14 protein-coding genes are annotated in these 18,313 nt (G+C 71.0%); 8 read left to right on the top strand and 6 right to left on the bottom strand.

Annotated elements, in window-relative coordinates:
- Positions 1-2 precede the first annotated feature (2 nt).
- On the bottom strand, positions 3-2,150 hold the full coding sequence (locus tag ABTX18_RS01185) for an MMPL family transporter (protein ID WP_352120631.1): 2,148 nt from the start codon (positions 2,148-2,150) through the stop codon (positions 3-5).
- A 216-nt stretch (positions 2,151-2,366) separates the two neighbouring features.
- Complete coding sequence (locus tag ABTX18_RS01180) at positions 2,367-4,658, bottom strand: exo-beta-d-1,3/1,6-glucosidase (RefSeq protein ID WP_352120630.1); 2,292 nt, start codon at positions 4,656-4,658, stop codon at positions 2,367-2,369.
- 151 nt (positions 4,659-4,809) lie between these two features.
- Between ABTX18_RS01180 and ABTX18_RS01175 the strand changes: the two genes are divergently transcribed.
- Positions 4,810-5,409, top strand: coding sequence for a TetR/AcrR family transcriptional regulator (locus ABTX18_RS01175; protein WP_352120629.1), 600 nt, complete (start codon positions 4,810-4,812; stop codon positions 5,407-5,409).
- Positions 5,410-5,707: 298 nt separating this feature from the next.
- The gene (locus ABTX18_RS01170; protein WP_352120628.1) at positions 5,708-8,707 is read left to right on the top strand and encodes a carbohydrate binding domain-containing protein; all 3,000 of its coding nucleotides are present in this window, start codon (positions 5,708-5,710) and stop codon (positions 8,705-8,707) included.
- Positions 8,708-8,797: 90 nt separating this feature from the next.
- Here the strand turns inward: ABTX18_RS01170 and ABTX18_RS01165 are convergent, their stop codons facing one another.
- Positions 8,798-9,715: a carbohydrate kinase family protein gene (locus ABTX18_RS01165; RefSeq protein ID WP_352120627.1), complete on the bottom strand. Its 918-nt coding sequence runs from the start codon at positions 9,713-9,715 to the stop codon at positions 8,798-8,800.
- A gap of 140 nt (positions 9,716-9,855) precedes the next feature.
- Here ABTX18_RS01165 and ABTX18_RS01160 point away from each other — a divergent pair, with 140 nt between their 5' ends.
- Positions 9,856-10,320: a hypothetical protein gene (locus ABTX18_RS01160; RefSeq protein ID WP_352120626.1), complete on the top strand. Its 465-nt coding sequence runs from the start codon at positions 9,856-9,858 to the stop codon at positions 10,318-10,320.
- A 97-nt stretch (positions 10,321-10,417) separates the two neighbouring features.
- Here the strand turns inward: ABTX18_RS01160 and ABTX18_RS01155 are convergent, their stop codons facing one another.
- Complete coding sequence (locus ABTX18_RS01155) at positions 10,418-12,475, bottom strand: SpoIIE family protein phosphatase (protein ID WP_352121141.1); 2,058 nt, start codon at positions 12,473-12,475, stop codon at positions 10,418-10,420.
- 212 nt (positions 12,476-12,687) lie between these two features.
- Between ABTX18_RS01155 and ABTX18_RS01150 the strand changes: the two genes are divergently transcribed.
- From ABTX18_RS01150 to ABTX18_RS01140, 3 genes are all read left to right on the top strand, one after another.
- Complete coding sequence (locus ABTX18_RS01150) at positions 12,688-12,942, top strand: WhiB family transcriptional regulator (RefSeq protein WP_352120625.1); 255 nt, start codon at positions 12,688-12,690, stop codon at positions 12,940-12,942.
- Positions 12,943-13,017: 75 nt separating this feature from the next.
- Positions 13,018-13,335, top strand: coding sequence for a YkvA family protein (locus tag ABTX18_RS01145; protein WP_352120624.1), 318 nt, complete (start codon positions 13,018-13,020; stop codon positions 13,333-13,335).
- Positions 13,336-13,401: 66 nt separating this feature from the next.
- Positions 13,402-13,917 (top strand): mycothiol transferase, encoded by a 516-nt coding sequence (locus ABTX18_RS01140; RefSeq protein ID WP_352120623.1) that lies wholly within the window; start codon positions 13,402-13,404, stop codon positions 13,915-13,917.
- Positions 13,918-13,932: 15 nt separating this feature from the next.
- On the opposite strand, the gene ABTX18_RS01135 is transcribed toward ABTX18_RS01140, so the two are convergent.
- Complete coding sequence (locus ABTX18_RS01135; protein WP_352120622.1) at positions 13,933-14,781, bottom strand: helix-turn-helix transcriptional regulator; 849 nt, start codon at positions 14,779-14,781, stop codon at positions 13,933-13,935.
- Positions 14,782-14,880: 99 nt separating this feature from the next.
- On the opposite strand from ABTX18_RS01135, the gene ABTX18_RS01130 reads away from it, so the two are divergent.
- On the top strand, positions 14,881-15,312 hold the full coding sequence (locus ABTX18_RS01130; RefSeq protein WP_352120621.1) for a DUF2000 family protein: 432 nt from the start codon (positions 14,881-14,883) through the stop codon (positions 15,310-15,312).
- A 54-nt stretch (positions 15,313-15,366) separates the two neighbouring features.
- Here ABTX18_RS01130 and ABTX18_RS01125 read toward each other — a convergent pair whose 3' ends face one another.
- A complete protein-coding gene (locus tag ABTX18_RS01125) occupies positions 15,367-16,668 on the bottom strand; it encodes a phosphoribosyltransferase family protein (RefSeq protein WP_352120620.1) in 1,302 nt (433 codons plus the stop codon).
- A gap of 333 nt (positions 16,669-17,001) precedes the next feature.
- On the opposite strand from ABTX18_RS01125, the gene ABTX18_RS01120 reads away from it, so the two are divergent.
- Positions 17,002-18,258 carry an ATP-grasp domain-containing protein gene (locus ABTX18_RS01120; protein WP_352120619.1) on the top strand — a complete coding sequence of 419 codons (1,257 nt, stop codon included), beginning with the start codon at positions 17,002-17,004 and terminating at the stop codon, positions 18,256-18,258.
- The last annotated feature ends 55 nt before the right edge of the window (positions 18,259-18,313 follow it).

The following is an 18,313-nucleotide window of genomic DNA, read 5'->3' as shown; positions in this document are numbered from 1 at the left end:
GGTTACGCCTTCGGCGCCGCCCCGCCCTCCCGCACCGTCGCACCTTCCTCGCGGGTCAGCCGGCTCGGCCACCACACCCGCGGCCCGATGTCGAGGAACAGCGAGGTCACCAGCACCGAACGCACGACGAAGGTGTCCAGCAGCACGCCCAGGGCCACAGCGAATCCGATCTCCGCGAAGACCACGACCGGCAGGGTGCCGAGTGCCGCGAACGTGCCGGCGAGCACCAGGCCGGCCGACGTGATCACCGCGCCGGTGGCCGCGAGACCCGCCACCACACCTGCCCGGGTGCCCTGGAGCGCCGCCTCCTCGCGGATCCTCGTCGAGAGGAAGATGTTGTAGTCGATGCCGAGGGCCACCAGGAACACGAAGACGAAGAGCGGGAAGTCCGTCGACTCACCCGCGTAGTCGAAGACGTGCCGGAACGCCAGCGCGCTGATGCCGAGCGCGGCGGCGAACGACAGCACCACCGTCGCGACCAGTACCACGGGTGCCACCACCGCCCGCAGCAGCAGCCCCAGGATGATCAGCACCACCAGGAGCACCAGCGGAATGATCAGCAGGTTGTCGTGCCTGGTCGCGGCGTCCATGTCGAGCAGGGCCGCAGTGCTGCCGCCCACCTGTGCATCCGCGCCCGGCACCGCGTGTACTGCGTCGCGTACCCGCTCCACCGTCTTCTCGGCCGCGTCGCTGTCCCCAGGGTCGGTCATCGTCGCCTCGAGGATGACCTGCCCGTTCGCCTCCGGCCGGGCCCCGGGCGGCGTACCGACGGATCCGGGCACCACACCCCGGGTCGTGGCCACCGCCGCCCGTACCGCGGGGCCGCGGCCGGCCGCGGCGACGATCACCAGGGGATCGCCGCTGCCCGCGGGGAAGTACCGGTCCTGGACCTCCTGGCCGGTGATCGAATCCGGCTTGCCGGTGAACGAGTCGGCGTTGCTGAGGCCGGAGGCCTCCAGTTGCGTCAGCCCCAGGGAGAAGCAGGCCAGCACCACCGCGGTGACGACCCAGATCGTGCGCGGCCTGCGTGCCTGCCGCCGGCCCATCCGTGCCCAGAACCCGCGCTCGGTCGGCTCGGCGGAGCCGAAGTGCGGGACGACCGGCCAGAAGACCCACCGGCCGAAGATCACCAGCAGGGCGGGCAGAAGGGTGAGCATGGAGATCAGGGCGACGGCCACCCCGATCGCGGCCACAGGTCCGAGGCCCCGGGTCGAGTTCATCTCCGCGACCAGCAGGACCAGCATGCCGAGCACCACCGTGCCGCTGCTCGCCAGCACCGCGGGACCGGCCCGGTGGAGTGCCCGGGCCATCGCCTCGTGCCGGTCCTCGTGCCGGCGGAGCTCTTCCCGGTATCGGGCCACGAGCAGCAGGGCGTAGTCCGTGCCCGCGCCGAACACCAGCACCGTGAGGATGCCCGCGCTCTGTCCGTTCACGGTCAGGCCCGCGTGCGCGGCGAGCAGATAGATCACCGCCTGCGCGCTGAAGAGCGCGGCCACGACCGCGATCACGGGCAGCAACAGAAGGGTGGGGCTGCGGTAGGTGATCAGCAGCATCACGACCACCACCGCCAGTGCGGCGACCAGCAGGGTGGAATCGATGCCGGAGAAGGCCTCCGCGGAGTCGGCCGTGACGCCGCCGGGACCGGTGACGTGCACGGCGAGGCCGCCGCCGCTCCTGCCCACGATTTCTCTGATGTCGTCGACCGCGGGGCCGATCTGTTCCCAGCCCTCTTCGCCCATCGTGATGGGCACGAAGACCTGCGCGGCCCGGGGCGCGGCCTTCCTGTCGTAGACCGGGCCCCGGGTCTCCGTGCCCCGCACGCCGTGCGCGTCCAGCCCGTGCAACTGTCCGGTGTCCTCGACGATCCGGGAGCGGTCCGCCCCGGTCAGCCCGGCGTCACGGGCGTACACCACGATGGCCGTGATGATCTCGGGCCGGAAGTCCTTCGAGCTCTCCAGGACCTGCGTGGACTCCGCGCTGCTCGGCAGCCAGGACGTGGCGTCGTTGTCCTGCGCGTCGGTGAGCTTCTGGGCGAGCGGCGCCGCGACGACGAAGACGATCAGCCACAAGGCCACGATCAGCCATTTGGTGCGCCGTCCGCACACGAAGCGGGCCACGCCCGGTGATCGACGCTGCTGTACGTCCGGCATGCCACTCCCCGTACTCCGTCATGAGCGGTGACGTCGTCATCGAGAGGGAGGGCGGCCGCCGGGGCGGCCGCACCGCGCCGACACCGCGACGTCACCCGTTCTCGGGTTCCGTGCCGGTGACAGTAGGCGGCATGTCGCGGTGCGCCCGTGCGACATGCCGCCGGGCCGTTGCCCGGCACCCGTTGGGCTACCTCGGCCCGGCCCGGACGAGAAGCACTACCCCTTGACCCTGAACCCCGCCCGCAGCAGGACGTCGTCGCGCGAGGACGGCCCGACGAGCAGCTGGAACGCACCCGGCTCGACGATCCGCCTGCCGTCGGCGTCCACGAGGCTGCAGTCGGCGACCGGCAGCTCGATGGAGACCTCACGCGACTCGCCGGGGGCCAGCAGCACCTGGCGGTAGGCCTTGAGCTCCTTCTCCGCCCAGGTCACGGAGGTCACCGTGTCACTGACGTACGCCTGCACCGTCTCCCGCACGGAACGCTCACCGGTGTTGCGGACGGTGACCCGCGCCCGCAGCGTGTCACCCGCGCCGAGGACATCGGTGAGCACCTCCAGATCCGTGTACGAGACCGTCGTGTAGCTGAGGCCCTCGCCGAAGACGAAGGCCGGACGCTGAGTCAGGTCGGCGTAGCGCGAGCCGTGTTGGCCGCGCACCTGGTTGTAGTACGTCGGCTGCTGACCCGCGTGACGGGCGAAGGAGACGGGCAGCCGCCCGGACGGCTCGATCAGGCCGAGCGCGAGTTCGGCGACGGCCCGGCCGCCGCACATCCCCGGGTTGAAGGCGTGCACGATCGCCGCGGCACGGTCGGCGGACGGCGGCAGGACGAGCGGCTTGGAGCTGATGACGACCACGACGAGCGGCTTGCCCGTCGCCGCGAGCGCGTCGAGCAGTGCGACCTGACCGCCGATCAGCTCCAGGGTCGCCGTCGAGCGGCCCTCGCCGACCAGCTCGATCCGGTCACCCACGACCGCGACGACGTAGTCGGCCGCCTCTGCCGCGGCGACCGCCTCGGCGATCATGGCCGGGGAGGGCTCCGCCGGGACGACGATCTCCGGGCGCGGCTGCCCGTCGGGGAAGAACGCGCCCTCGGGGTCCGGACCCACGGTCAGGATGTCGGCGCCCCGGGCGTGCGTGACGCTCCAGCTGTCCGGCACATGCTCACGGAACCCGTCCAGCACGGTACGGATCATGGCCCGCGGATGCCCGTCCGGCAGCCAGTCCGCCTGACCCGACGAGCCCGCCCAGTCGCCGAGCTGTGTCTGCGCGTCGTCGGCGTTCGGCCCGATCACGGCGACCGTACGCGGCGCCGACCCGGCGTCCGCGACCGCGCGGCCGCCGGGACCGGCCCCGAACCCGCCGGCCAGCGGCAGCGTGCCGTCGTTGGCCAGCAGCACCAGCGAACGGCGGGCCGCCTCGAGGTTCAGGGCGGCGTGGTCCGCGCCCCCGATGACCGCCGCCTGGCGCTCGCGGTCGGGGTGGCGCGGATTCTCGAACAGGCCCAGTTCGAACTTGAGCGTGAGGATGCGCCGGACCGCCGCGTCGATCTCCGCCTCGTCGAGGGTGCCGGCGGTGACCGCCTCCTGCGCACCGTCGAAGAACGCCGGCGTCGTCATCACCATGTCGTTGCCCGCCCGGACCGCGGCGGCGGCCGCCTGCGTGTCGTCGGCGTACACATGCTGCTCCCACACCATGCGGCCGACGTTGTCCCAGTCGGTCACCAGCGTGCCGGTGTAGCCCCACTCGCCCCGCAGCACCTCGTTCAACAGCCAGTTGTTGACCGTGATCGGTACCCCGTCCATGGACTGGTAGCCGAGCATGAACGTCCGGCAGCCCTCGCGGGCGACCCGCTCGAACGGCGGCAGGAACCACGAGCGCAGCTTGCGCCGCGAGATGTCGGCCTCACTGGCGTCCCGGCCGCCCTGGGTCTCGGAGTACCCCGCGAAATGCTTGGCGCACGCGAGGATCGCCGTCGGGTCGTCCAGCCCGTCGCCCTGATAACCGCGCACCATCGCCGAGGCGAGCTCGCCGATGAGGAACGGGTCCTCCCCGAAGGTCTCGCTCACGCGGCCCCAGCGCAGGTCCCGGGTGATGCACAGGACCGGGGAGAACGTCCAGTGGACCCCGGTCGCGGCCACCTCGACGGCCGTCGCGCGGGCGATCCGTTCCACGAGCTCCGGATCCCACGTCGCCGCCATGCCGAGCTGGGTGGGGTAGATCGTGGCGCCCTCCCAGAACGAGTGACCGTGGATGCAGTCCTCCGCCACCAGCAGGGGGATCCGCAGCCGGGTTTCCTCGGTGAGCGCGGCGGCCTCCAGCACCCGGTCGGGGGAGGCATGGAGGATCGATCCCGCGTGCAGGTCCTCGATGAGGTGCCGGACGCCGTCCTTCGCGTTCAGCTGAAGCATCTGACCGACCTTCTCCGGCAGCGTCATCCGGCCGACCAGGTCGGCGACGCGCTCGGGGACGGAGAGGGCGGGGTCGAGATAAGGCAGGGAGGAGCCCACGGAGGTTCCTTTCACAGCGTCGGCGGGATGGCGCGGCAGGGCACGACTCAGCCGCTGGGCCCACCGTACGCCGAATCCCGACCGCCTGGTAAGTATGTGAGTGTGCGACGGCACGCAGGGGTGCCGTCCGACCCGACCGGGAGAGTGGCGAGTGACGGGTGAGCCGCGTCGTGGCTATGCGAAGGGCCGCGCCAAGCGCGTGGAGATCCTCGACCAGGCGATGGCCCTGTTCGGCGAGGTCGGCTATCGGGGTGCCTCGCTGCGTGTGATCGCGACCCGCTGCGGCATCTCGCATCCGGGTCTGCTGCACCATTTCCCCACGAAGGGGTTGCTGCTGCTCGCGGTTCTCGAACACCGCGACGAGGTGGACGGGGAGTGGTTCTCCGTCGGTGAGCCCAGGGGCGTGGACTGTCTGCGCCGGCTGGTCGACCTTGCCGTGCTGAACGCCGAACGGCGGGGCATCGTCGAACTGTTCTCCGTGCTCGCCGCCGAGGCCACCTCTGCCGAGCACCCGGCTCACGCCTATTTCGTCGAGCGGTACCGCAACCTGGTTCTGAACACCGCTGTCTCCTACACCGAGGCCCGGGACGCGGGAGCCCTTCGGGACGGGATCGCCCCCGACGCGGCGGCGCAGCAGCTGATCGCGCTCATGGACGGACTCCAGACGCAATGGCTCCTCAGCGGCTGCGCGACGGACATGGCGGGCGTGCTGCGCGCGCATGTGCAGGCGCAGTTGACCGTACGTCTCTGAACGGCGGCGCTGCGCCGGGCGCGGGCGAGAGGGCGACTGTCCGTGCGGAACGAGTCATTCCGTTCGAGGCGGGGGTGACGAGTGGCGTCGGACCCCTTTACTGCCTTGTCATGCGCCGGTAACTTCCGACTGCAAGGTATTGCAGCAACATTCCGGCTGTCTTTTCAGTCGGAACCATCCCCATCGTCAGAGCCTTGAGGCGCGTCAGGGTTTCCGGCGGGACGGACGCAGGTCCCCGACTCCTGCGTCCTGGACGCCACGGCTTCACCGTCGCCGTGGCCCTTCCCTGGAGACACCGATGAAACGCACCCCTCACAGGCTTCTGAGACGCCCTCTCGCCGCAGCCACGGCCGCGGCCGCGGCACTCGGTCTGTTCACCGTGCTGCCCGGTACGCCCGAACTGGACGCGAAGCCGGTGGCCGCGTCCGAGACCTCCACCACCGTCTTCTACTACACCAAGACGAAGAACTGGACCGCCTACAACCTGCATTACGCGCCTGACGGCGGCTCCTGGACATCCGTACCCGGTGTCGCGATGGAGGCCGCCTGCACCGACTGGGTCAAGACGACCGTTTCTCTCGGGACCGCGCAGGGGCTGCGGGCCACCTTCAACAACGGCTCCGGCGTGTGGGACAACAACGCCGGCAACAACTATGCCCTGGGCAGCGGAAACGTCACGGTCAAGGACGGGGTGGTGGCCCACAGCGACCCGTGCGAAGGAACCGGCCCGGACCCCGACCCGAGCCCGTCCGACGGCGGCGCACACACCGCGTCGGTCTACTACTCGACCGCCACCGTCGGCTGGACCACCACCAATCTGCACTACCAGCCCTCGGGCGGCGCCTGGACCACGGTGCCAGGGATCGGCATGGAGGCCGCCTGCACCGGCTGGGTGAGGAAGACGGTCGACCTCGGCGCCGCCACCTCGATGCAGGCCGTGTTCAACAACGGCAACGGCGTCTGGGACAACAACAACGGGGGCAACTACACGCTCTCCACCGGCCTCAGCACCGTGAAGGACCGTGTGGTCGTCAAGGACGCCAAGGACCCGTGCGTCGCCGAGCCGCCGGACACCGAGGCGCCGACCGTGCCCACCGCGGTGACGGCCAAGGCCGACGGGGTAGCCGTCGTCCTTACCTGGGAACCCTCCTCCGACAACAAGAAGGTGACCAAGTATCAGGTCACCAGGACCGGAGGCACCAAGGGCAGTGCCGTCACCGACGTGAGCTCGACGGTGCTCTCCGAGTCGGACCTGGAGGAGAACACCGCCTACACCTACACCGTCAAGGCGGTCGACGCGGCGGGCAACACCTCCGCGGCCTCCACCGCCGCGCGGACGACCACCGGGGTCAAGCCACCGACGGCCGCCCAGGGAAAGCCGCTGGGCACCGATCCGCGCAAGGACCCGATCTACTTCGTGCTGACCGCCCGCTTCAACGACGGGGACGCGAGCAACAACCGCGGCGGCAGCCAGGACGTGAAGTCGGGCAACGCCGCCGGCAACGACCCCATGTTCCGGGGTGACTTCAAGGGTCTGGTCAACAAGCTCGACTACATCAAGGGACTCGGCTTCTCGGCCATCTGGATCACCCCGGTCGTCCTGAACAGGTCCGACTACGACTACCACGGCTATCACGGCTACGACTTCTACAAGGTCGACCCGCGTCTGGAGTCCGCCGGAGCCTCGTACCAGGACCTGATCAACGCGGCCCACGCCAAGGGTGTGAAGATCTACCAGGACGTCGTCTACAACCACTCCTCGCGCTGGGGCGCCAAGGGCCTGTTCACCCCGACCGTCTACGGCGTCCGGGACAGCCAGTGGAGCTGGTACTACGACGAGAAGAACGAGGGCTTCGAGTACGACGGACTGACCGTCGACCCCAAGAGCGGCAAGTCGTACTACAACGGAGACCTGTGGTCCACGGCCGAGCCCGCGGGCAACACGTGCCTCAACTGGGGCAAGGCGACGGGGGCCGCCTCGCCCGAGGGCTACAAGATCTACAACTGCCAGTGGCCCAACCCCACATCGGGCATGTTCCCGAAGGAGTACTACCACAACTGCTGGCTGGGGAACTGGGAGGGCGAGGACTCCCGCTCGTGCTGGCTGCACGACGACCTCGCCGACTTCAACACCGAGTCCGCACCGGTCCAGAACTACCTGATCGGCGCGTACAACAAGTACATCGACATGGGCGTCGACGGCTTCCGCATCGACACCGCCGTCCACATCCCGCGCACCACCTGGAACCGCCGCTTCCTGCCCGCGATCCAGGAGCGCGTCACCCAGCGGTTCGGCGCCGAGGCCGCGAAGAACTTCCTGGTTTTCGGTGAGGTCGGCGCATTCGTCAACGACAAGTGGAACCGCGGCTCGGTCAACCACTCCGCGCAGTTCTTCACCTGGAAGGAACGCAAGGAGTATGCCGCCGACGACGCCAAGGCCGCACTGGAGATGTACGACTACGAGCAGCAGCTCGGCACCGGCGCACAGCCGGCCTCGGACAACGCGTTCCTGAACGGCAACACGTACCACGTACCGGACCACAGCAAGTTCTCCGGCATGAACATCATCGACATGCGCATGCACATGAACTTCGGGGACGCCACGAACGCGTACAACAACGGCAAGGACTCCGACGACTCGACCAACGACGCCACCTACAACGTCGTCTACGTCGACAGCCACGACTACGGCCCCAACAAGAGCAGTGAGCGCTACACGGGCGGTGCCGACGCCTGGGCCGAGAACATGGCTCTGATGTGGACCTTCCGCGGCATCCCCACCCTCTACTACGGATCGGAGATCGAGTTCCAGGCCGGCAAGAAGATCGACTGCGGCCCCACCTGCCCGCTGGCCACGACCGGACGGGCCTACTACGGCGACCACCTCGCGGGGAACGTCACGTCCTCGGAGTTCTCCAAGGTCGACTCCGCCAGTGGTGAGGTCGCCAACACACTGGCCAAGCCCCTGGTCAAGCACGTCCAGAGGCTCAACGAGATCCGCCGGACCGTCCCCGCCCTGCAGATGGGCCAGTACTCCACCGAGGGCATCACCGGCCAGATGGCGTACAAGCGCCGCTATACCAGCGGGACGACGGACAGCTTCGCACTCGTCACCGTCACCGGCGGAGCCTCGTACACCGGTATCCCCAACGGCACGTACAAGGACGCCGTCACCGGCGACACGCGGGTCGTCACCGACGGAAAGCTCACCGTCGCAGCCCCGGGCAAGGGCAACATGCGCGTCTACGTGCTGAACGGCCCGGGCATGATCGGCACTGCGGGCCCCTACCTGAAGTAGGCGGGCAGCAGCGGTCACCCGCCCGCGACGCGAGCGCCCCGGCGGGCCGGCCATCCCGGCCCGCCGGGGCGCGTCCGTGCGTGGTGCTGCCTACGAACCGCCGCCGTCCGCCGCCAGCAGGGCCTCCCGGCCGATCATGGCGGTGGAGCCCGGTGCCGTACAGGCGAAGGCGCCCGCCACCGCGCCCAGCCGGGCGGACGCCAGGGCGTCCCGGCCGTCGAGCCTCCCGTACAGGAAACCGGTGACGAACGCGTCGCCCGCGCCATTGCTGTCCACCACCGGCGCGGGCGGCACGGCCGCCGGGACATGGCGCGGGTCGGGTCCGCCGTCGCGGGTGAGGACGTAGGACCCCTCCGCGCCCGCCGTGGCGACGACGGTCGTGGCGCGGCCCTCACGCAGAATCTCCCGCATCAGCGCTGACGTGCGGTCGCCGGTCACCGCCGCGCTGAAAAACACGAGATCGGACCTGAGGGCGAACTCCCGCTGGTGGTCGGCCCGTCCGTCCCAGTCGTGCAGATCGGTGGAGACCGGAACACCGAGGGCCTCGATGTCGTCGTACAGGAAGCGGGTGAAGTTCATGATGGACAGATGGACGTGGCGGGCCCGCCGCAGCCGGGGGAGATAGAAGTCCCGCGGCATCCGCAGATCCTCCGGATCGCGGGCGTCGTAGAACGACATCCGCCGGCCCGTCGCGTCGACCAGGTTCACCGCACGGCGGGTGCCGGCAGCCGAGATCATCGGATGGAACTCCACATCGCCCTCGGCCAGCCGCTCACGCACCTGCGCACCGGTCCAGTCGTCGCCGATGCAGTCGAGCAGCGCGACGCCCAGCCCCAGTGCCCGGGCGCCGAGAGCCACATTGCCCCCGGTGTGACCGGGCCACTCCTCGATCGGGCCGACCATCACCGAGTCCGCGAGCGGGACCGGCAGGGCGTCGACGCGGACGATCGTGTCCACCCCGCTGCCGCCGACCACCAAGACGTCGTATTCCGTTTGTCGTTGGACCACTGTGCCGCCTCTCCGTTCCCGCCGCGATCAGTATGGCCGAGGCCGTCCGCGGCACCGGGCGGTCGTACTCTGCGCGCGTGCGGGGAGCCCCCTGGCTATGCTCGACGAGGGGCCTACGACCCTGACAAATGGAGGCGCCCATGCTGCCGCTGCCCGAACCGCGCGACTTCCCGCCGCGCATCGCCACCGGCGCGTTCATCCTCAATTCCGGCCTCGGCAAGCTCAAGGCGGACGAAGCGACCCAGCAGGGCCTGCACGGCATGGCCTGCACGGCCTACCCGTTCCTCAAGAAGCTCGAGCCCGACCGGTTCACCCGGCTGCTGGCCTGGTCCGAGATCGCGGTCGGCAGCAGCCTGCTCATCCCCTTCGTCCCGACCAGGCTCGCCGGACTCGCCCTCACCGGGTTCTCCGGAGGGCTGATCGGCCTGTATCTGCGGGTACCCGGGATGCGCGAGGACGGCAGTCTGCGCCCCAGCCAGAACGGCATCGCGCTGGCCAAGGACACCTGGATGTTCGGCATCGGCCTGGGTTTCCTCAGCGCGGGCACCCGCCGGTCCGTCACTGCATCGCTCCGCTGCCGCCGGCACCGCAGGTGCAGGCACTGACGTACTGACCACCGGAACCGGCCTGCCGGGGCGGTGACACGGGAGGGGCGGTGCCGCAGAGGGGCGGTGACACGGACCCCGTGTCACCGCCCCGGCGTCATGTGGGCACCCGGGCCACGAGCAGGGCCACATCGTCATGGTCCTGGGGGTCCCGCAGTTCGCGCAGCAGCCGGTCGCACGACTCCTCCAGCGACGTGTCCGGCTCGCGCAACAGCGCGAGCAGGGCGTCCAGCCGGCTGTCGATGTCGTCGTCCCGGGTCTCCACCAGGCCGTCCGTGTACAGCACGAGCCGGTCGCCGGGGCCGAAGGGAACGCTGACGTCGCTGAACGGCACCCCGCCCACCCCGAGCGGCGCCCCGGGCGGCAGATCCAGCAGCCGCGGCGCACCGTCCCGCGGAATCAGCACCGGGGGCAGATGACCGGCGGTGCTCACCCGGCACTGCCCGGCCGCCGGGTCGTACACGGCATACACACAGGTGGCGAAGGGCGGGTTCAGGTCGGCGGTGATCTCGTCGAGGTGAGCCAGCACCTCGGCGGGCTGGAGGCCCAGCCTGGACAGGGTCTGGGTGGCCGTCCGCAGCCGCCCCATCGTCATGGCCGCGTTGATCCCGCTGCCCATCACATCGCCCACCACCAGCGCGGTCCGCCCGTGCCGCAGCCGGATGACGTCGAACCAGTCCCCGCCGACCTCGTAACGGGAGGCGGCCGGCTGGTAGCGGGACGCCACCTCCAGACCCACCGGGTCGTGGTGGTTGCGCGGCAGCATGCTGCGCTGGAGGGTGAGCGCGGTCTCCCGCTGCTGCCGGTACAGTCGCGCGTTGTCGATACTGACCGCGGCCCGGGCCGCGAGCTCGCACGCCATCACCTCGTCGTCCTCGGTGAACGGCAGCGGATTGTCCGTCCGGATCAGGTCGATCGCACCCAGAACCTCACCCCGCGCGATCAGCGGCACCGCCAGATAGGAATGAGCGCCCGCCTCCGCGAGCAGCGCGGCCGAACGGCTGTCGCGGGCTATGCGCGAGAGTATCTCCGCGTCGAGGTGCGGCTCCCGGACCGGCCGGCCGGTCCGCACACAGCGGGTGATCAGCCGGTCGACGCCGTACTGCGCGGCGTGACCCGGCGGATCCGCCGCCTCGACCACGGGGTTCGGCCGGGCGGCGACGACGGCCAGGGCTTGGATGAGGAGCGGCCCCTCGGTCCGGCCGGGGCGCCCCTTCAGGACGCTGTCCAGCACATCGACGGCGGCGACGTCGGCGAGCTCGGGCACGGTGACCTCGGCCAGTTCCCGGGCCGTCTGCTCCAGATCCAGCGTCGTGCCGATCCGCACCGAGGCGTCGGCGATCACCGCCAGGCGGTGCCTGGCACGCTCCGCCTCGGCGGCCGCCCGATAACGGTCGGTGACGTCGATCAGCGACACGGCGATCCCGAGCACCCGGCCCCCGGAGTCGTCCAGCCGGTACAGCGACACCCTCCAGGCGCGGTCGGTCTCCGGATCGGCAGGGGTCCGGCCCACCACCTCGTGCGACACCTGCGGCACACCGCTGGCGAGGACCTCGTACATCGCCGCCTCGATGGTCTCGGAGTCCAGGAACGGCAGGGCTTCTTCGACCCGGCGGCCCAGGTGGCCGTCAGCGCTGAGCCCGTCCATCCGCTCCAGCGCGGGATTGGCGGCCAGGTAGCGCAGATCGCCGTCCAGGACCGCCAGGCCGATCGGCGACTGGTCGACCAGCCGCACGGACAGCGCGAGGTCGCGTTCGACCTCACGCAGCGTCGCCCCGTCCGCCGCCAGACCCAGCGCGTAGTAGTCGCCGCGGTCGTCCTGGAGCCTCATGTTGCGGAACTCCAGCAGCCGGGAGGTGCCGTCCTTGTGCCGCACCGGAAATACACCCGCCCATGCCTCGCCGCTGTCCATCACCTCGGTGAACAGCCTCAGCACCAGCTCGAAGTGATCCTCGTCCACGAGCACCCGGGCGGCGAAGCGGCCCAGCGCCTCCTCGGGCGCGTACCCCAGCAGCTGCTCCGCCTGGGGGCTCCACAGCACGACGCGGCCCTCGGTGTCGAGCACCATCGCCCCCACCCCCAGGACGTCCAGCAGACCGCCCTCGGGGGAACGGCGCACCCCCTCGCGGCGGGCATCGCCCAGGCCGGTCCGCATGTCATCAGTGCCGCCCACAGATGATCCTTCCCATGCAGTCACCGCGCCCGGACGCAGGTCCGCTGTCTCCCATGGTCGCCCCGGATCCACCACCCCCGCAGCTTCGACAGGTGCGGCCGGTGCGCCGCAAGGGGTTTCGGACGCCAGAAGGCGGTCACCCGCAGCGTACGGAGCCGAACGGACGAAAACGACCGTCAGGAGAGTGAGACACCATGGAGAACTGGCGCATGCGGGCGGCCTGCCGCGACGAGGACCCCGATCTGTTCTTCCCCATCGGCAGCACCGGACCCGCCCTGGTGCAGACGGAGGATGCCAAGGCTGTCTGCCAGGTCTGCCCCGTGCGGCAGGAGTGCCTGCGATGGGCGCTGGAGAACGGCCAGGACGCGGGCGTGTGGGGTGGGCTGGCAGAGGACGAGCGACGCACGCTGAAGCGCCGCTCGCGCAGGCGCGCCAAGCACCCCGGATAGCGACGAGGGCATCGTCACAGCGGCGGATGCCGCACTCGCCTGGTGTTTCTCCGGTCGTCCGGTACACCATGAAGCATGGACACCACGGCTTGGATCGTCATCGGCGCGGCTCTCGTGCTGCTCACCGTGGGCGTCGCAGGCGTCCTCCTGGTACGGGTGCTGCGGGCCAGGAAACTGCTGGCAGCCGCCGGAATCCCGCTGCGCGACAAGGCGCTGTTCTGGGCCGCCGTGATCTACACGGTCTCGCCCGTCGACCTGCTGCCCGACCCCGTCTACCTCGACGACATCGGCTTTCTGCTGCTGGCCCTGCGCTCCCTGAACGGCGCCGCACGGGCGGCCGGAGCGAGCAGGCGTGCCCAGCGGCCCGCGGAGGCCGGCAGCCTCGTGCCGTAACGGCCCCCGTGCACGGGGGCGTGTCGATGGCGGCAGGCGGGCGGGGAAGCGGCCAAGGTTGAGGACATGAACGTCGCAGAGATCCTGACCGAGGGATACGCCCGCATCGGGGAGACGGTGCACGCGGCCGTCGAGGGCCTCGAACCGGACGACCTCAACGCCCGCCTCGACGACGGGGCGAATTCGATCGCCTGGCTGGTCTGGCACCTGACCCGCGTCCAGGACGACCACATCGCGGACGCGTCGGGGACCGAACAGGTCTGGTTCACCGAGGACTGGGCGTCACGCTTCGATCTGCCCGTCGCCAAGGGCGCCACCGGCTACGGACACAGCAGCAAGCAGGTCGGCGCCGTCCAGGTCGGCTCAACGGAGCTGCTGCTCGGGTACCACGACGCGGTGCAGGCCCGGTCGGCCGCATTCGTGCGGGGCCTCGACGCCAAGGACCTCGACCGCGTCGTCGACGAGGCATGGTCGCCGCCCGTCACCCTGGGCGTGCGGCTGATCAGCGTCCTTTCGGACGACCTTCAGCACGCCGGGCAGGCGGCCTTCGTCCGGGGCTGCCTGGAACGCCGCGGAGCCTAGGGCCTTTCGTTTGGATCAGGCCCCGCGAGCCCGGCATGATCCGAACGAAAGGCCCTGGGCCCGGACTTGTCCGCGGGCGCGGGCGTAGTGGCCCGGGCCCGTGCCCACGACGCGCTTGAAGTGGCGCGTCAGATGGGACTGGTCGTAGAAGCCCACGGCGCTCGCCACCTCGGACGCCGGCAGCCCCTGGAGCAGCATCCGACGGGCGAGATCGACGCGGCGGCCCGTCACGTACTGGTGCGGTGCCATGCCGAACTCCCGGCTGAAGGCCCGCACCAGATGCGCGTGATGCGCGTGCAGCCGCAGCGCCGCCTCCTGGAGCGTGATCCCCTCCACGAACAGCTCGTCGAGCAGGTCCCGCAGCCGGTGCGCGATCCGGCGGTCGTGGACGTACCGCACGGGCTCCGGACGGCTGCGCAGATGCTGGTCGAGGCGTTCGGCGACCAGCGCGAGCCGGCTGGCCGCCTCCAGCTCGTCGCCCGGTCCGGCGAGCGCCGTGTGCAGGCGGTCGATCCGGCGGCGCAGGGCCGGGTCGCGCAGGACCGGCCGGTCGACGGCCATGCCCACGAGTTCCTCGTCGACCTGGGCGACATCGAGGTACAGGACGCGCTTGCGGAACCCCGCGGACGTGGCGGCGCCGCCGTTGTGCGGGACGTGCGGCGGCAGCAGGGTCACCACGTCGGTGAGTACCCCGTGCTCGTGACGGTCCAGGTCGTAGCGGACCATGCCCTCGTCCACGAGGAGCAGCGTCCAGGCGTCGTGCGTGTGCATCGGGTAGGTGTGGTCGGTGAAGTGGGCGTGGAAGACCTCTTCGATTCCCGCCACCGACGGACGCCACGCGGTGATGTCCGGACGTGCAGCCATGAAGGGATCGTACGCCCGGCCGCTCGGCGCGTGTCCCGGAGGCCGCCGTGCAAAGTTCGTACAAGACGGGGCGGCACACGGCCCGGCAGGCTCGGTTCCATGACAGACGAAACCGCCCCCGTCCGCTTCGACACCAAGATCGCCGTGCTGCTCCGGGACGACCTGGAGACCTGGCAGCGGCTGAATGTGACGGCCTTCCTGGTCAGTGGGCTCGGCACGGCCGTGCCCGAGCTGATCGGAGAGCCCTACGCCGACGCCGACGACACCCCGTACCTGCCGATGTTCCGCCAGCCGGTGATGGTCTTCGAAGGGCCCAAGGAACTGATGGCCACGGCGCACACCCGGGCGGTCGGCCGGGGCGTGACTCTCTCGGTGTTCACATCCGACCTCTTCGCGACGGGCAACGACCGGGACAACCGGGCCGCCGTCCGCGCGGTGCGGCGGGACGCGATGGACCTGGTCGGGCTGGCCGTGCACGGGCCCCGCAACGCCGTGGACAAGATCCTCAAGGGTGCCTCGATGCACCGTTGAGCACCTCACGCCCGGGATCGAGCCCTTGCTCGCGCGGCGGCGTACGGCAGCAGGTCAGCCGGACCGCGTGGCCAGATGCCGGGTGAACCACTCCTGGGCCAGCCCGGCGACCTCGTCCAGCGCACCCGGCTCCTCGAAGAGGTGCGTGGCACCGGCGACGACGTCGAGCCGGTTCTCACAGCGCAGCCGGGCCTGGGCCTGCCGGTTCAGCTCCAGGACCTGGGTGTCGTCGCCGCCCACGATGAGCAGCGTCGGCGCCCGTACGTCACCGAGGCAGTCGCCCGCGAGGTCCGGCCGGCCGCCCCGCGAGACGACGGCGTCGATCCCCGCTCCGCCCTCCGTGCCGGCGGCCGCGGCCGCCGCCCGGAGCGCCGCCGCGGCCCCGGTGCTGGCACCGAACAGGCCCACGGGGACGGGCGTGCGGCGCTGCACCCAGGCGGTGACGTCCACCAGCCGGTCCGCCAGGGTCGCGATGTCGAAGACGTTGGCGCGGTCGGCCTCCTCGGCGGGGGTGAGCAGGTCGAAGAGCAGGGTGCCGAGCCCCGCCCGGTTCAGGGCCGCCGCCACCGAACGGTTGCGGGGGCTGTGCCGGCTGCTGCCGGAGCCGTGCGCGAACACGACCAGCGCGCCGCCGTCCCCCGCCTCGGTGAGCTCGCCCGGCAAGGTCACGCCGCCCGCCTCCACCCTCACCTCGACGGGGGCAGCGGTGGCGGTCCGGGACGGGGCCGCGGCCCGGGCGAGCAACGAGACGACCTCCTCGTCCGGGGTCTGGCCGAAGTCCCGGTACCACTCGCCCACCGCGGAGAATCCGTACGGCTTCGACAGGCACACCAGCTCGTCGACCTGTGAGCCCAGCCGATCGGCCGCGTCCGGCGGCCCCACCGGGACGGCCAGCACCACTCGCGCCGCGCCCTGGGCCCGGGCGACCTCGCAGGCGGCCAGGGCGGTCGCGCCGGTCGCGATGCCGTCATCGACGACGATCACCGTACGTCCCGCCAGCGGGATGCGGGGCCGGTCGCCCCGGAACGCCCGCGCCCGCCGCCGCAGTTCGGCCTCCTCGGCGCCCTCGACCGAGGCGACATCAGTCTGGGACACCCCGCCGCGGCGCACGACGTCATCGCTGATGACCCGTACGCCGCCCTCGCCGATGGCACCGAAGGCCAGCTCGGGGTGGTAGGGGACGCCCAGCTTGCGCACCACGATCACATCCAGTGCGGCGCCGAGTTCCCTGGCGACGTGGAAGGCGACGGGCACACCGCCACGCGGCAGCCCCAGCACGACGGGGTCGTCCGCCGCCAGCGGGCGGAGGGCCTCGGCCAAGCGTTGCCCCGCGTCGGCGCGATCGGTGAACAGCACGGGATTCACCCCCAGGGGGAAGCGGGCGGCCGCCCGGACACCTCCTTCGAATGAACACCTTGCCCCGCCGGGTCGCAACCGCCCGGGACCACTCCGCCGCCATGAACCGGAGCTCCTGGACCAATACGGCGGGCGACGCCCGGCAATTCGGCACCTTCTTCAATAAATGCCCTCTCAGACTTCCGACAAGAGACCCGAAGAGACCCGAAGAGTTCCGCTCGCTAGATGACAATGAAAACGATTGTCGATAGCGTGTGGCGAGTCAGGCGCGAGCCCCCGGACGGGTGCTGCCGCCTGCCCAGGTCCTGAACTGCTTGGCGAAGAGGGGTAGTCGTGGCACATCTGCTGATGGTCGAGAGCTGGGTCGGATCGATGAGCAGACTTCTGCCACGGGCGATCCGGGAGGGCGGCCACGCCTTCACCTTCCTCACCCGCGACCTGCACCACTACCTGCGCGCCGCGCCGGAGGGCGTAACCCACCCGCTCCTCACGGCCCGGCACATCCTGACGGCGGACACCAACGACACCGGACTGCTGCTGCCGTTCGCCGAGCGGGCCCACGCCTCCCTGCGGTTCGACGGCGTGATCACGTCCTGCGACTACTACCTGCCGGTGGCTGCCGCGATCGCCGCCCGGCTGAACCTGCCGGGGCCCACGCCCGCTGCCGTGGAGAACGCCTGCCGCAAGGACGTCACGCGGCGGGTCCTCGCCGAAGCGGGCGTCCCGGGACCGCGGTTCGCCGTCTGCGGAGATCACGCGGAGGCCGTGCGGGCCGCCGGGGAGATCGGACTTCCGCTGGTCCTCAAGCCCGTGGACCTGTGCGCCGGAATGTTCGTCCGACGGGTCGACGACGAGGCGGGCCTCGCCGAGGCCCACCGCGCGCTCATGGACTTCCCCGTCAACGCGCGAGGCCAGGACCGCGCGCCGGTGGTGCTGCTCGAAGAGTTCCTCCACGGGCCAGAAGTCAGCGTGGAGACCGTCACGTTCGCCGGCCGTACGGAGGTGGTCGGGGTGACGGACAAGAGCACCGGCGGCGCGCCGGCCTTCGTGGAGACCGGCCACATGTTCCCCGCGGCACTCACCGAGGAGGACGACCGCGCGGCGCGGGAAACCGCCGTGCGGGCCGTCGAGGCGCTCGGCCTGGACGCCGTCGTGGCGCACACCGAGATCAAGCTGACGCCGGACGGCCCGCGCGTGGTGGAGGTCAACCCCCGTCCGGCCGGCAACCGCATCACCGAACTGGTCCGCCATGTGACCGGCATCGACCTCGCCGCCGCCTGCGTGAACGTGGCGCTCGGGCGCGAACCGGACCTGCGGCACCGCCCGACCGGCCTGCACAGCGCGGCCATCGGCTTCCTCCTGCCCGCCGCCGGGGGAGTGCTGGAAGGGGTCGACGGCGCCGACGAGGTGGGCGAGGCGTCCGACGTCCTGGAACTCAGCGTCGCGGCACCCGGCACCCGCGTCGGCGCGCCGAACAGCAACAACGCCTACCTGGGCCACGTCATGGCCGGCGACGCGGGCGGGCCGGGCGCCCGAGCCGGCGTCGAGGCGCACCTCGCCCGGCTGCGTCCCCAGGTGGTGAACGGATGACCGCGATCGCGCCCGCAGGTGGTGAACGGATGACCGCGATCGCGCCCGCAGGTGG

The organism is Streptomyces sp. NPDC096323 (assembly GCF_040302845.1).
Taxonomy (GTDB): Bacteria; Actinomycetota; Actinomycetes; order Streptomycetales; family Streptomycetaceae; genus Streptomyces.
The sequence above is the reverse complement of the archived record's forward strand: the minus strand, read 5'-3'. Positions and strand labels throughout refer to the sequence as shown.

What these genes read in the sequence shown, in the direction of transcription:
- ABTX18_RS01155 (WP_352121141.1), bottom strand. Translation starts at nt 12,475, where the DNA reads ATGCGGACCGGCCTGGGCGATGCCCGCCGCGAGGGGGTGCGCCGTTCC.
- ABTX18_RS01145 (WP_352120624.1), top strand. Translation starts at nt 13,018, where the DNA reads ATGGACACCACGGCTTGGATCGTCATCGGCGCGGCTCTCGTGCTGCTC.
- ABTX18_RS01130 (WP_352120621.1), top strand. Translation starts at nt 14,881, where the DNA reads ATGACAGACGAAACCGCCCCCGTCCGCTTCGACACCAAGATCGCCGTG.
- ABTX18_RS01170 (WP_352120628.1), top strand. Translation starts at nt 5,708, where the DNA reads ATGAAACGCACCCCTCACAGGCTTCTGAGACGCCCTCTCGCCGCAGCC.
- ABTX18_RS01160 (WP_352120626.1), top strand. Translation starts at nt 9,856, where the DNA reads ATGCTGCCGCTGCCCGAACCGCGCGACTTCCCGCCGCGCATCGCCACC.
- ABTX18_RS01185 (WP_352120631.1), bottom strand. Translation starts at nt 2,150, where the DNA reads ATGCCGGACGTACAGCAGCGTCGATCACCGGGCGTGGCCCGCTTCGTG.
- ABTX18_RS01135 (WP_352120622.1), bottom strand. Translation starts at nt 14,781, where the DNA reads ATGGCTGCACGTCCGGACATCACCGCGTGGCGTCCGTCGGTGGCGGGA.
- ABTX18_RS01140 (WP_352120623.1), top strand. Translation starts at nt 13,402, where the DNA reads ATGAACGTCGCAGAGATCCTGACCGAGGGATACGCCCGCATCGGGGAG.
- ABTX18_RS01150 (WP_352120625.1), top strand. Translation starts at nt 12,688, where the DNA reads ATGGAGAACTGGCGCATGCGGGCGGCCTGCCGCGACGAGGACCCCGAT.